This is a genomic window from Curvibacter sp. PAE-UM (assembly GCF_001432305.1).
Lineage (GTDB): Bacteria > Pseudomonadota > Gammaproteobacteria > Burkholderiales > Burkholderiaceae_C > Hylemonella.
The window spans coordinates 2,722,114-2,735,260 of the sequence record NZ_KQ483358.1; the positions used below are offsets into that span (position 1 = coordinate 2,722,114).

At 64.8% G+C, this 13,147-nt stretch carries 13 protein-coding genes and 1 tRNA gene; 7 read left to right on the forward strand and 7 right to left on the reverse strand.

The window, feature by feature from the left end:
- The 3 genes from AO057_RS13145 to lgt form a co-directional block, all read right to left on the reverse strand.
- A partial coding sequence (locus AO057_RS13145) for a malonyl-CoA decarboxylase domain-containing protein (protein WP_240480784.1) occupies window positions 1-1,247 on the reverse strand: 1,247 nt, incomplete at its 3' end.
- Window positions 1,244-1,912, reverse strand: coding sequence for a GntR family transcriptional regulator (locus tag AO057_RS13150; protein ID WP_057677293.1), 669 nt, complete (start codon window positions 1,910-1,912; stop codon window positions 1,244-1,246). The genes AO057_RS13145 and AO057_RS13150, both read right to left, overlap by 4 nt.
- Window positions 1,913-2,084: 172 nt before the next feature.
- Window positions 2,085-2,897: a prolipoprotein diacylglyceryl transferase gene (gene lgt / locus AO057_RS13155; RefSeq protein ID WP_057677294.1), complete on the reverse strand. Its 813-nt coding sequence runs from the start codon at window positions 2,895-2,897 to the stop codon at window positions 2,085-2,087.
- Between the two features lie 92 nt (window positions 2,898-2,989).
- Here lgt and ilvD point away from each other — a divergent pair, with 92 nt between their 5' ends.
- Complete coding sequence (gene ilvD / locus AO057_RS13160; RefSeq protein ID WP_057676381.1) at window positions 2,990-4,684, forward strand: dihydroxy-acid dehydratase; 1,695 nt, start codon at window positions 2,990-2,992, stop codon at window positions 4,682-4,684.
- Between the two features lie 63 nt (window positions 4,685-4,747).
- Here ilvD and AO057_RS13165 read toward each other — a convergent pair whose 3' ends face one another.
- Entirely contained in the window at window positions 4,748-4,984 is a 237-nt protein-coding gene (locus AO057_RS13165; RefSeq protein WP_057676382.1) for a TIGR04438 family Trp-rich protein, read from the reverse strand.
- A gap of 105 nt (window positions 4,985-5,089) precedes the next feature.
- Here AO057_RS13165 and AO057_RS13170 point away from each other — a divergent pair, with 105 nt between their 5' ends.
- Window positions 5,090-5,395 carry a c-type cytochrome gene (locus AO057_RS13170; RefSeq protein WP_057676383.1) on the forward strand — a complete coding sequence of 102 codons (306 nt, stop codon included), beginning with the start codon at window positions 5,090-5,092 and terminating at the stop codon, window positions 5,393-5,395.
- Between the two features lie 85 nt (window positions 5,396-5,480).
- On the opposite strand, the gene acs is transcribed toward AO057_RS13170, so the two are convergent.
- On the reverse strand, window positions 5,481-7,475 hold the full coding sequence (gene acs / locus AO057_RS13175) for an acetate--CoA ligase (RefSeq protein ID WP_057676384.1): 1,995 nt from the start codon (window positions 7,473-7,475) through the stop codon (window positions 5,481-5,483).
- A 429-nt stretch (window positions 7,476-7,904) separates the two neighbouring features.
- Between acs and AO057_RS13180 the strand changes: the two genes are divergently transcribed.
- From AO057_RS13180 to murI, 3 genes are read left to right on the forward strand one after another with little or no spacing between them, the layout of a single operon-like run.
- The gene (locus tag AO057_RS13180; RefSeq protein ID WP_057676385.1) at window positions 7,905-8,507 is read left to right on the forward strand and encodes a TIGR00645 family protein; all 603 of its coding nucleotides are present in this window, start codon (window positions 7,905-7,907) and stop codon (window positions 8,505-8,507) included.
- Between the two features lie 23 nt (window positions 8,508-8,530).
- Entirely contained in the window at window positions 8,531-10,084 is a 1,554-nt protein-coding gene (locus tag AO057_RS13185; protein WP_057676386.1) for a fumarate hydratase, read from the forward strand.
- On the forward strand, window positions 10,081-10,884 hold the full coding sequence (murI, locus tag AO057_RS13190) for a glutamate racemase (RefSeq protein ID WP_057677295.1): 804 nt from the start codon (window positions 10,081-10,083) through the stop codon (window positions 10,882-10,884). Before AO057_RS13185 ends, murI begins: the two co-directional genes overlap by 4 nt.
- A 53-nt stretch (window positions 10,885-10,937) precedes the next feature.
- On the opposite strand, the gene AO057_RS13195 is transcribed toward murI, so the two are convergent.
- Window positions 10,938-11,432: a thermonuclease family protein gene (locus tag AO057_RS13195; RefSeq protein ID WP_082605557.1), complete on the reverse strand. Its 495-nt coding sequence runs from the start codon at window positions 11,430-11,432 to the stop codon at window positions 10,938-10,940.
- 18 nt (window positions 11,433-11,450) lie between these two features.
- A tRNA-Pro gene (locus AO057_RS13200) sits at window positions 11,451-11,527 on the reverse strand.
- Between the two features lie 72 nt (window positions 11,528-11,599).
- Between AO057_RS13200 and aat the strand changes: the two genes are divergently transcribed.
- Window positions 11,600-12,364 (forward strand): leucyl/phenylalanyl-tRNA--protein transferase, encoded by a 765-nt coding sequence (gene aat, locus AO057_RS13205; RefSeq protein ID WP_057676387.1) that lies wholly within the window; start codon window positions 11,600-11,602, stop codon window positions 12,362-12,364.
- Window positions 12,361-13,128 carry an arginyltransferase gene (locus tag AO057_RS13210; RefSeq protein WP_057676388.1) on the forward strand — a complete coding sequence of 256 codons (768 nt, stop codon included), beginning with the start codon at window positions 12,361-12,363 and terminating at the stop codon, window positions 13,126-13,128. Before aat ends, AO057_RS13210 begins: the two co-directional genes overlap by 4 nt.
- Window positions 13,129-13,147: the final 19 nt, after the last annotated feature.

Sequence of the window (13,147 nt, forward strand, 5' to 3'; positions counted from 1 at the left end):
ATCAGCTCACGCCCCAGGTAATGGGCGGCGCAGTGTAGCAGCCAGCGCTGCAGCGCGGACTTCGCGTCCAGCGACTCGACCTTGTCCAGGGCCAGCAGCACGTGGGCCGCGGCGGGCGGCTCAAAGCCCACGGACCGCCCCAGTTCGGCCAGCTCCTTGTCCGGCGTCAAGGCCAGCATGCGGTCGGCGTTCTGCGTCAGCCAGGACCGCAGCCCCGGGATCGGCGAGAGTGTGGCGAAATGCCTGAGCCGGGGGAACTCGGCGCACAGCGTCTCCACCACCCGCTTGATCAGCGAATCCCCGAAACTCACACCGCGCAGTCCGGTCTGGGTATTGCTGATCGAATAGAAAATCGCCGTGGTGGCCTTGTCCAGGTCGGAAGCCGCGGCCTGCTCGTCCAGCAGCGGGGGGATGCTGCCGGCCATATGGTCGATCAGGGCGACCTCCACGAAAATCAAAGGCTCCCCGGGCAGTCGGGGATGGAAAAAGCCGTAGCAGCGACGGTCGGAATCGAGCCGGTTCTTGACGTCGGCCCAACTGCGGATATCGTGCACGGCCTCGTACTTGATGAGCTTCTCGACCAGGGAGGCCGGCGAATCCCAGCTGATGCGCTGCAACTCCAGAAAACCGACATCGAACCAGGTGGAGAACATGTACTCCATCTCCACGTCCAGCGCCTGCAGCCGCTTGTCTTTCTTCAGGAAAGGCTGCATCTCGGCCCGCAGGTCCACCAGGAAACGGATGCCCTCGGGCAGCACGCTGAAACGCTGCAGCAGGCGCCGGCGCGGCGACACCGTGGCCCGGCGGTACTGCACTTCCGCGGCCGCCTCATCGGGTGTGCCCACGGCGGCAGCGAACTTGGCCTGCGCGCTTTTGACCTTTTCGGTATCGGCCGTGAACATCTCGCTCATCAGCAGCCACATGTCACGCCGCCGGGCCACCGTGGCACCCGCATAACGTTCGATCAGGACCTGGGCGCGCCGCCCGCCCTCGACCTCGCTGATGCGCGGATCGATGGTGGCCTTCAGCTCATCGAGCACGAGTCGCAGCATGCGCGGCGACATCGCCTCTTCCTTGTGGCGCCGGCTGGCCGCCAGGCGCTCACGCGTGGGCCGTTCAGCGGCCGGGCCCACCGCGCCGCCACGCACGGCCGGTGCGGGGCCGGCGGCATCGCTTGCCAGCAGACCCTTGCGGTCGATGGGGAAGAGTCGCGAGACGTTGCGGCTGATCCAGCTCGTTGCGTTCATGCCAGTCTCCGGCTTTTTTGATGACGGGCCAATTCGCGCAGGGCTTCGCGCTGGCGCGTCAGATGCGTGCGCATCGCCGCCTCCGCGCCCTCGCCGTCGCGCGCCTTGAGCGCGGCGAACACGGCCAGGTGCTCACTCAGGCTTTGCTCCAGCCGCCCCGGCGCATGCAGCTGCTGCAGCCGGGCCAGCTTGAGAATCTTGCGCAGGTCGCCAATGACCTGGGCCAGCCAGCGGTTGTTGGCCAGCGTAATGATGGCCTCGTGGATGGCGAAATTGGTTTCGTAGTAGTCGACGATGCGCTTGCTGCGCGCCGCCTTCTGCAAACGCTCATGCAAGGCCTCCAGGGCCTCCAGGTCGGCATCGCTGGCATGGCTTGCGGCCTCGTGCGCACACCGCCCCTCCAGCAGGGCGATCACGGGAAAGATTTCGTCGAGATCCTGCTCGGTGACCTCGTTCACGAAGCAGCCGCGCCGCGGCTCGTGCCGTACCAGCCCCTCGGCTGTCAAGACCTTGAGCGCTTCCCGCAAGGGCGTGCGCGAAATCTCCAGCCGCACACACAGGACGGCTTCGTCCACGAAGCTGCCCGGCGCCAGGGTGCCATTGAAGATCTCCTGCCGCAGGGTGTCTGCGACCTGTTCGTGCAAGGAGTTGTGGACGACACGCATGGGCAGGCTGACCGGGATGAGGAAACACCCTGCCACTTCGAGAACGGGCCTCGGCAGCAGCAGGACCATGGCTGTAATTTTACGTAATTACGCATAATTACAAAACTAGGTAATAACCCTGAGTCTCATGGGCGCAACAAAAGGCAGCCCAACCAGTGAAAACCAACCCGGCTCAAGGCCGCTGTGGCTGGCGGCCGAACCACCACCAAAGCCCCGCCCCCAGGGCGATCATGGGCAGGCAGAGCCATTGCCCCATGCTGAGGTTCAGGGCCAGCAGGCCGAGATAGTCATCGGGCTCGCGGAAGTATTCGGCAATGAAACGCAGCAGCCCATAGCCCAGCAAAAAGACGGCAGCCACCTGGCCGGTGCGCCGCGGCTTGCGGGCATAAAGCCACAGCAGCACGAACAGCAACAGGCCTTCGAGCAGGAACTGGTAGAGCTGCGAGGGATGGCGCGGGGCATCCCCGGCGCCGCGAAACACCATGGCCCAGGGCAAGGACGGGTCGGCCACGCGCCCCCAGAGTTCGCCATTGATGAAGTTGCCGATACGGCCTGCCGCCAGGCCCGTGGGCACACAGGGCGCCACGAAATCGGCGACCTGCAGCCAGTGCTTGTGGCGGGCACGCGCAAACCAGAGCATGGCGACCACCACCCCCAGCATGCCGCCGTGAAAGCTCATGCCACCCTGCCAGAGCGCAAAAATCTCCAGCGGGTGGCTCAGGTAATAGGCCGGCTTGTAGAACAGGCAGTAGCCCAGGCGCCCGCCGATGACCACGCCGATCACACCGTAGAACAGCACATCCTCGACGTCACGCCGGCTCCAGGCCCCTTCCCCGCGGGCCGAGGCATAAGGTTCGTGCCGCAGCCGGCGCAGACCCAGGAACATGAAGAGGGCAAAGGCCACCAGATAGGTGATGCCGTACCAGTGGATGGCCAGGGGTCCCAGGCGCAAGGCCACCGGATCGATCGCGGGGTGTATCAGCATGGGCGCCATTGTGCCGCAGCACCGCCCCGACCGGCCACGGCTTACACTCACGGTCTGCACTGATTTTTCGGCTCATTTACTGCACACGAACCATGGTTACCAAAGTCATCCAGATCAACCGCCGCTCGGCCAATATCACCGAGGGCAAGTCCCGCGCACCCAACCGCTCCATGTACTACGCCATGGGCTACGAGGAAAGCGATTTCAAGAAACCCATGGTCGGCGTGGCCAACGGCCACAGCACCATCACCCCCTGCAACTCGGGCCTTCAGAAGCTGGCCGACGCCGCGATCGCCGGCATCGAAGAGGCTGGCGGCAACGCCCAGGTCTTCGGCACACCCACTATCAGCGACGGCATGGCCATGGGCACCGAAGGCATGAAGTACTCGCTGGTCTCGCGTGAAGTGATTTCCGACTGCATCGAGACCTGCGTGCAGGGCCAGTGGATGGACGGCGTGCTGGTGGTCGGCGGCTGCGACAAGAACATGCCCGGCGGCATGATGGGCATGCTGCGCGCCAACGTGCCCGCCATCTACGTCTACGGTGGCACCATCCTGCCCGGCCACTACAAGGGCCAGGACCTGAACATCGTCAGCGTGTTCGAGGCCGTGGGCCAGAATGCCGCCGGCAACATGAGCGATGCCGACCTGCGCGAGATCGAGATGCGCGCCATCCCCGGCACCGGCTCCTGCGGCGGCATGTACACCGCCAACACCATGTCCAGCGCCTTCGAGGCCCTGGGCATGAGCCTGCCCTACTCCTCCACCATGGCCAATCCGCACGACGAGAAGCAGAACTCGGCCAAGGAATCCGCCAAGGTGCTGATCGAGGCGATCAAGAAGGACATCAAGCCGCGCGACATCGTGACGCGCAAGAGCATCGAGAACGCCGTGGCCGTCATCATGGCCACCGGCGGCTCCACCAACGCCGTGCTGCACTTCCTGGCCATCGCGCATGCGGCGGATGTGGAATGGACCATCGACGACTTCGAGCGCGTGCGCAAGAAGACCCCCGTGCTGTGCGACCTCAAGCCCAGCGGCAAGTACCTGGCGGTGGACCTGCACAAGGCGGGCGGCATCCCCCAGGTCATGAAGGTTTTGCTGAACGCCGGTCTGCTGCACGGCGACTGCATCACCATCACCGGCCAGACCATCGCCGAAGTGCTCAAGGACGTGCCGGACCAGCCGCGCGCCGACCAGGACGTGATCCGTCCCATCAACAAACCCATGTATGCCGAAGGCCATCTGGCCATCCTCAAGGGCAACCTCTCGCCCGAGGGCGCGGTCGCCAAGATCACCGGCCTGAAGAACCCGGTCATCACCGGCCCGGCCCGCGTGTTCGACGACGAGCAGTCGGCCCTCAAGGCCATCCTGGACGGCAAGATCAAGGCCGGGGACGTGATGGTGCTGCGCTACCTGGGCCCCAAGGGCGGCCCGGGCATGCCCGAGATGCTAGCCCCCACCGGTGCGCTGATCGGTGCCGGCCTGGGCGAGAGCGTGGGCCTGATCACCGACGGCCGCTTCTCCGGCGGCACCTGGGGCATGGTGGTGGGCCACGTGGCGCCCGAAGCCGCAGCCGGCGGCACCATCGCCTTCGTCAAGGAAGGCGACAGCATCACCATCGACGCGCATGAACTCAAGCTGGAACTGAATGTGCCGGCAGCTGAGTTGGCCAAGCGCCGCGAAGGCTGGACGCCGCCGCAACCGCGCTACACGCGTGGCGTTCAGGCCAAGTTCGCCTTCAACGCCTGCTCGGCCAGCAAGGGCGCGGTGCTGGACAACTACTGATCCGGCCAACCCAACAAAAAGCCCCGGCATGCCGGGGCTTTTTGTTGGGCCGCCATCGGAGGCTCAGCGTTTGCGTTTCATGCCCATGGCGTCACGCTGCTTGTTGATGCGGTCCAGGCGCCGTTTGTCCTCGCGCTCCATGGCCTTGCGCCGCGTATAGCCGCTGGCATCGGCCCAGGACCACCAGGCAACCGCCAGGCCAAACGGCGCCAGCACGATCAGCCAGCTCCAACTCACGACCGGATCGATATCGAGATATTTCATCAGCAGAAGAATGATGCCCAGTCCCAGCAAATACATGTGTAGCCCTCGGTCTTGGTGCTGCCGGCCCACCACGCAGGTCAACGGCAGCCCTTACAATTGCGTTCATTGATTATGTATTAACCCCCAGCCTAGAGGAAATCAATGAAACGCGCCCTGTTCATCCTGTTTGCCGCCACCGCCATCAGCGCCCCCGCGCTGGCCGATCAGGCCCTGGCCACTTCCAAGAACTGCATGGCCTGCCATGCCGTCGACAAGAAGCTGGTCGGCCCGTCCTTCAAGGACGTGGCCAAGAAGTATGCAGCCGACAAGTCCGCCGGCGACAAACTCGCCACCAAGATCATCAAGGGTGGCTCCGGCGTCTGGGGCCCCGTGCCCATGCCGGCCAACCCGCAAGTCAGCGAAGCCGAGTCCAAGAAGCTGGCTGCTTGGGTGCTGGCTGCCAAATAAGGCTCTCCCCTTGCATGAAAAAGCCCGCTCACGCGGGCTTTTCTGTTTGGGCGCCAGGCGCCACCAACGGCGCCGTGACATCGGCTCAGTTGTTCTGCGACAACTGATCCAGGATGGCCGGGTTCTCTAGTGTCGAGGTGTCCGAGGTGATGGCCTCGCCCTTGGCGATGGAGCGCAGCAGGCGGCGCATGATCTTGCCGCTGCGGGTCTTGGGCAGGTTGTCGCCAAAGCGGATGTCCTTGGGTTTCGCGATCGGACCGATCTCCTTGGCCACCCAGTCGCGTAACTCCTTGGCAATGGCCTTGGCTTCATCGCCGGTCGGACGCGAGCGCTTGAGCACGACAAAGGCGCAGATGGCCTCACCGGTCAGGTCGTCCGGGCGCCCCACCACGGCGGCCTCGGCCACCAGGTCGGTCTTGGAGACCAGGGCAGACTCGATCTCCATCGTGCCCATGCGGTGACCGGAGACGTTGAGCACGTCATCAATGCGGCCCGTGATGCGGAAATAACCGCGGTCGACACTGCGCACGGCGCCGTCGCCGGCCAGGTAATAGCCCTTGAGCTCCTCGGGGAAGTAGCTCTTCTTGAAGCGCTCGGGATCGCCCCAGATGGTGCGGATCATCGAGGGCCAGGGTTTCTTGATCACCAGGATGCCGCCCGAGCCGTTGGGCACGTCATGGCCCGCCTCGTCCACGATGGCCGCGGCGATGCCCGGCAGCGGCAGGGTGCAGGAGCCCGGCACCAGCGGCGTGGCGCCCGGCAGCGGGGTGATCACATGGCCGCCGGTTTCGGTCTGCCAGAAGGTGTCCACGATGGGGCAACGCTCGCCGCCGACATGCTTGTGGTACCACATCCAGGCTTCCGGATTGATGGGCTCGCCCACCGAGCCCAGGATGCGCAGGCTGCTGAGGTTGGAGCGGGCCGGATGCACGGCGGCATCGCCCTCGGCCGCCTTGATCAGCGAACGGATGGCCGTGGGTGCCGTGTAGAAGATCGTGCACTTGTGCTTCTCGATCATCTGCCAGAAGCGGCCGGCGTTCGGGTAGGTCGGCACGCCTTCGAAGACGATCTGCGTCGCGCCAGCGGCCAGCGGGCCATAAGCCACATAGGTGTGGCCGGTGATCCAGCCGATGTCGGCCGTGCACCAGAAGACATCGCTGGGCTGGAGGTCGAACGTCCAGTCCATGGTCAACCGGGCCCACAGCAGGTAGCCACCAGTGGCGTGCTGCACGCCCTTGGGTTTGCCGGTGGAACCCGAGGTGTAGAGGATGAAGAGCGGGTGCTCGGCGCCCACGGCCGTCGGCGCGCAGGTGCTGCTCTGCCCGGCCAAAGCCTCGGCAAAGGTCTTGTCGCGGCCGGCGACCATGTTGCAGGCCGTCGCCGTGCGCTGGTAGACCAGCACAGTCTTGATGGAGTCGCAGCCGCCCATGGACAGGCCCTCGTCCACGATGGCCTTGAGCGGCAGCTCCTTGCCGCCGCGCATCTGGTAGTTGGCCGTGATCACGGCCACGGCGCCGGCGTCGATGATGCGTTCCTGCAGCGACTTGGCCGAGAAGCCGCCGAACACCACCGAGTGGGTGGCACCGATACGCGCGCAGGCCTGCATGGCAACCACACCCTCGATGGTCATGGGCATGTAGACCAGGACGCGATCGCCCTTCTTGACGCCCTGGGCCTTGAGCGCGTTGGCAAACTGGCTGACCTTGGCCAGCAGTTCCTTGTACGTCACCTTGGTCACGGCGCCATCGTCGGCCTCGAAAATGATGGCGGTCTTGTTCTCGGTGGACGTGCCCATGTGCTTGTCCAGGCAGTTGGCCGAGGCGTTGAGTTCGCCGTCGTCGAACCACTTGTAGAAAGGCTTCCTGGAAGCATCCAGGGTGCGGGTGAAGGGCTTGTTCCAGACCAGGTTCTCACGTGCCAGCCTGGCCCATGTCCCCTCGAAATCCTTGTCGAAGGCGTCGCACATCGCCTGGTACTGCGCCATGCCGGAGATACGTGCCGCCTTGACGACCGCATCCGCCGGGGGAAAGACACGGTTCTCGACCAGGACGGACTCGATGGCGGACGAAGGTGAACTCATGGTTTGTTTCCTCTGGTTGAAATTGGATCGCCCCGCAATGTCGGGTTTTGCCCTTACAAGTCACTGACTTGACACCATCCTGCAATGTACCGAATCCCGGTCCGGTTTGAAATGCGGCCTAAAATCACGGGAGGGTATTCAAAACTCGCGCCGTGCGCGGCGTGGCTTTTGCGGGATGAGCCGCAAGGCGCAAAACCCAAGGCAAGCCTGGACGGCTTGCCTGGTTTTGCAACGCCGCGGATCGCCCGCAAAACCGCGCCCCTACGGGTTCGGCCAAAAACGGGCCCTTTGCCCACCAAACCGCTTGCGTGTGCTTCAGCACACGCTGCGTGGTGTTGGCGGTCAAATCATCCCGTTTTTGACTCGAACGCGCAAGGCGGGAGTTTTGAATACCCTCCCCAATCTACATAGAAACCCGCAGAACGCCCCATGTCCACCCCTGAACCGTCGAAGACCTCCCCCCTGCGCCCCCTGCCCGCGCTTATTTTTTCCAGCCGCTGGCTGCAACTGCCCCTCTACCTGGGTCTGATCGCGGCCCAGGGCGTCTACGTTTATCACTTCCTGTTCGAGCTGCTGCACCTGATCGAGGCCGCCTTTGGCAGCCAGGCCGCCCTGCAGGCCCTGGTCACGAGCATCGGCTACAAGACGACGGCGCCCATCACCACGCTGAACGAGACGGTCATCATGCTGGTGGTGTTGGCCCTGATCGACGTGGTCATGATCTCCAACCTGCTGATCATGGTGATCGTCGGCGGCTACGAGACCTTCGTCAGCCGCATGGATCTCGAAGGCCACCGCGACCAGCCCGAGTGGCTGAGCCACGTCAACGCCTCGGTCCTCAAGGTCAAGCTGGCCACCGCCATCATCGGCATCAGCTCGATCCACCTGCTCAAGACCTTCATCAACGCGGACAACTACACCGACCGGGTGTTGATCGCCCAGACGGCCATCCACATCACCTTCCTGCTGTCGGCCATCGCCATTGCCTACACCGACCGGTTGATGTCGGCCCCCGCCGCAGACCATCACTGACCCACTCTCCGAGCTTTCGCATCATGACCACGCACATCAAGCAGGCCGACCTGATCGAATCCGTCGCCGCCGCCCTGCAGTACATCAGCTACTACCACCCGGCCGACTACATTGCCCACCTGGCCCGTGCCTACGCGCGCGAGCAGAGCCCCGCGGCCAAGGACGCCATTGCGCAGATCCTGACCAACAGCAAGATGAGCGCCACGGGCCACCGCCCGATCTGCCAGGACACCGGCATCGTCAACGTCTTCCTCAAGGTCGGCATGGATGTCCGCTGGGAAGGCTTCAGCGGCAGCCTGGAAGACGCCATCAACGAAGGCGTGCGTCGCGCCTACAACCACCCGGACAACATGCTGCGCGCCTCGGTGCTGGCCGACCCGCAGTTTGCTCGCAAGAACACCAAGGACAACACCCCGGCGGTCATCTTCACCGAGATCGTGGCCGGCGACAAGGTCGAGGTCACTGTGGCCGCCAAGGGCGGCGGCAGCGAGAACAAGAGCAAGATGGTCATGATGAACCCCAGCGACTCCATCGTCGACTGGGTGCTCAAGACCGTGCCCACCATGGGCGCCGGCTGGTGTCCGCCGGGCATGCTGGGCATCGGCATCGGTGGCACCGCCGAGAAGGCCGTGCTGATGGCCAAGGAAAGCCTGATGGAAGACCTGGACATGTACGAGCTGCAGGCCAAGGCCACCAAGGGTGAAAAGCTCACCCAGGTGGAAGAGCTGCGCCTGGAACTGCACGAAAAGGTCAACGCGCTGGGCATCGGTGCCCAGGGCCTGGGCGGCCTGACCACGGTGCTGGACGTGAAGATCAAGATGTACCCCACGCATGCCGCCAGCAAGCCCGTGGCCATGATCCCCAACTGTGCCGCCACGCGCCACGCGCACTTCGTCATGGACGGCTCGGGCCCGGTCTATCTGGATCCGCCCAGCCTGGACCTCTGGCCCAATGTGAACTGGACGCCCGATACCCAGAAGAGCAAGCGCGTGAACCTCGACAAACTCAGCAAGGACGAAGTGGCGAGCTGGAAACCCGGCGACACCCTGCTGCTCAACGGCAAGATGCTCACCGGCCGCGACGCCGCGCACAAGCGCATCGCCGACATGCTGGCCAAGGGCGAGAAACTGCCGGTGGACTTCACCAACCGCGTGATCTACTACGTAGGCCCGGTGGACCCGGTCAAGGGTGAGGCCGTGGGCCCCGCCGGCCCGACCACCGCCACGCGCATGGACAAGTTCACCGAGACCATGCTGGGCCAGACCGGCCTGATCGCCATGATCGGCAAGGCCGAGCGCGGCCCCGAGGCCGTCGAGGTCATCCGCCAGCACAAGAGTGCCTACCTGATGGCCGTGGGTGGCGCCGCCTACCTGGTCAGCAAGGCCATCAAGACCGCCAAGGTGGTGGGGTTTGCCGACCTGGGCATGGAAGCCATCTACGAATTCGACGTGGTGGACATGCCGGTCACCGTGGCGGTGGACGCCGGTGGCACCAGCGCGCACGTGACCGGCCCGGCCGAGTGGAGCCGCCGCATCGCCAGCGGCGAGTTCAAGGGCATCGCGCTCGCCACCGCCTGAGTAGAGTGACAACACGACCGGTCGGCGTCTTCGATAGCGGCATCGGGGGCCTGAGCGTCCTGCAGGCGCTGCGCGCCGAGTTGCCGCACCAGCCCTTTGTCTACCTGGCCGACAGCGGCCACGCACCCTATGGGGAGCGTGAGCCTGGTCACGTGATCGAGCGCTCGCAGGCCATCGCGCGCCACCTGATCGAGGCCCATGACATCCAGGCCCTGGTTGTGGCCTGCAATACCGCCACAGCTGCTGCCATCAGCCTGCTGCGCGAACAGCACCCCGAACTCCCCATCGTGGGAGTGGAACCCGCCCTCAAGCCCGCTGTGCAACTCAGCAGGACCCGGCGCGTGGGCGTGCTGGCCACACGCAGCACGCTGCAAAGCACCAAGTTCCGGGTCCTGCTGGAATCCCTGCAAGGCCAGGTCGACTTCATGCTGCAAGCCTGCGACGGCCTCGCCGACGCCATTGAGCATCAGGACAGCGCACGCATCGAATCCCTGGGCCGCCGTTACACGCAGGCCCTGGGCGCCTGCGGCCGCGAGGCAGGCCAGATCGACACCGTGGTGCTGGGCTGTACCCATTACCCGCTGGTCGCCGAGAACCTGCAGTCCCTGTTGGGACCCGGTGTGGAACTGATGGCCAGCGGCGCCCCGGTCGCGCGACAGACGCGCCGCGTGCTGCAGCAAGTCGTTGACACAGGCCAGCCTACCTTGCGCTGGCTGACCACCGGCCCGGCGGATCAGCTGCAGATTGCCGTGCAACGCTGGCTGCAACCGCAGGCGCGTGTCGAGACATTGAAAATCTGAGGATGGCCTGCGCACAGCAGGCGACAGCACACCGGATACGGGCGGATCAAGACCTATTTGCGACGACCAGCCCGGTAGTCCCAGGGAGGGATGGGCTTGCTGTCACGCCAGAGTCCGGCACGCCGCTCACGGGCATCGGCCTGCGCGGCAGCATAGGCCTGACGATCCTGCGCCGCCAGGTCCTGCGCGCGGGATGGGTCGTACCAGGCAGCGCCGTCGGCAAGCAGTTCCAGGCCGACATCACGCCCTGCAACCACCACCTTGCCCAGACGCGGTGAGCCGCCCTGGCGTGGCACCTCCACCGTCACGTATTTCTGAAAAACGAACTCGCGCAAGGCGTCCTCCGAGCGCTGGGCATGCTTCTGGAACTTCTCCGGCGCATCGATACCCGCCAGGCGCACCGTGTGCTGGACCTTGCGCTCATCGCGCACGCGGATGGTGTCACCATTGACGATGGCGACCACCTGGCCCTGCAGGGTCCAGGCCACTGCCATCGGGCTCGACAGCAACAGGAACAGGAACGCGAAGTTGGTGAGGATGGATCTCATCGAGATCAGACAGAAAGATGGTCGGGGCGATACGATTCGAACGTACGACCCTCTGCTCCCAAAGCAGATGCGCTACCAGGCTGCGCTACGCCCCGACAAGCTGCGTATTCTACCGGCACACCCCGGCCATTCCACGTGACACGACGTCCTTGGGATAAAGTTTCTCCATGCGCACACGCTCCGTTCCCCTGCCCTGGCTCGAACCGGGCGAAGAATTTCCGGCCGCCAGCCAGGCGTGGGGGCCCGGCTCCGACGCTCCCGGCCTGCTGGCCGCTGGTGGCAGCCTGGATGTCGACAGCCTGTGCCGGGCCTACGGGCACGGCATCTTCCCGTGGTTCAGCACGGGGCAGCCCATCCTCTGGTGGAGCCCGGACCCGCGGATGGTGCTGAAGGTGGACCAGTTCAGGCTACATCGCTCACTGCGCAAGACCTTGCAGAAATTCATCTCGACCGACGGATGCGAAATCCGCTTCGATTCCGCTTTTGACGATGTGATCAGCGCCTGCGCCAACAGCCCGCGCGAAGGCCAGGACGGGACCTGGATCGTGCCGCCCATGGTGCAGGCCTATGGCGAACTGCACCGCGCCGGCCACGCACACAGCGTGGAGACCTGGATCAACGGACGGCTCGTGGGCGGGCTCTACTGCATGGCCCTGGGTCGCGCGGTGTTCGGTGAATCCATGTTCGCCCGCATGACCGACGCCTCCAAGATCGCGCTGGCCGCCCTGGTGGCCTTTTGTCGCCACCAGGGCATCACCCTGATCGACTGCCAGCAGAACACCCAGCACCTCGCCTCGCTGGGCGCCCATGAGATAACGCGTGTGGATTTTTTGCGCCATATCGCGGCGGCACAGGCGCAGCCCGGACCCCGCTGGCAGTTCGACCCCCTATACTGGCGTGAACTGATGATGTCCCCCGCGGAGTCGACGTGACGCACCTCAAGGACCTGCCCCTCCAGAGTCTGCAGTTCTATGCCACGGCCCCCTACCCGTGCAGCTACCTGAGTGGCCGTCTGGCACGCTCCCAGGTGGCCACACCCAGCCATCTGATCAACAACTCCACCTATTCGGAACTGGTCGCCCAGGGATTTCGCCGCAGTGGCATGTTCACCTATCGGCCGCACTGTGATGGCTGCCAGGCTTGCGTCCCGCTGCGCGTGCGCGTGCAGGACTTCCAGCCCACACGCAGCCAGCGCCGCGCCTGGAAGCAGCATCAGAACCTGCAGGCCCGCGTCTCGCGCCTGTGCTTCGTGCCGGAGCACTACCAGCTCTATCTGCGCTACCAGAACGGCCGGCACGCCGGCGGTGGCATGGACCAGGACAGCATCGACCAGTACACCCAGTTCCTGCTCCAGAGCCGGGTCAATTCGCGCCTGGTCGAGTTCCGCGAAACGCTGGGAGACGGCTCGCCCGGCCCGCTGCGCATGGTTTCCGTGCTCGACGTCCTGGACGACGGCCTCTCGGCGGTCTACACCTTCTACGAGCCGGGACGCGAAGCCAGTTATGGCACCCACAGCGTGCTCTGGCAGATCGAACAGGCGCGCCTGCTGGGGCTACCGCATGTCTATCTGGGCTACTGGATCGAGGACAGCCCGAAGATGAACTACAAGGCCCGTTTCAGCCCTCACGAACTGCTGCTGCAAGGACAATGGCAAGCTGTCAGCCCCGCGAGCAAGATGCCGCCGGCCAGAGGGTGATTTCACGAGGTAAAATCGG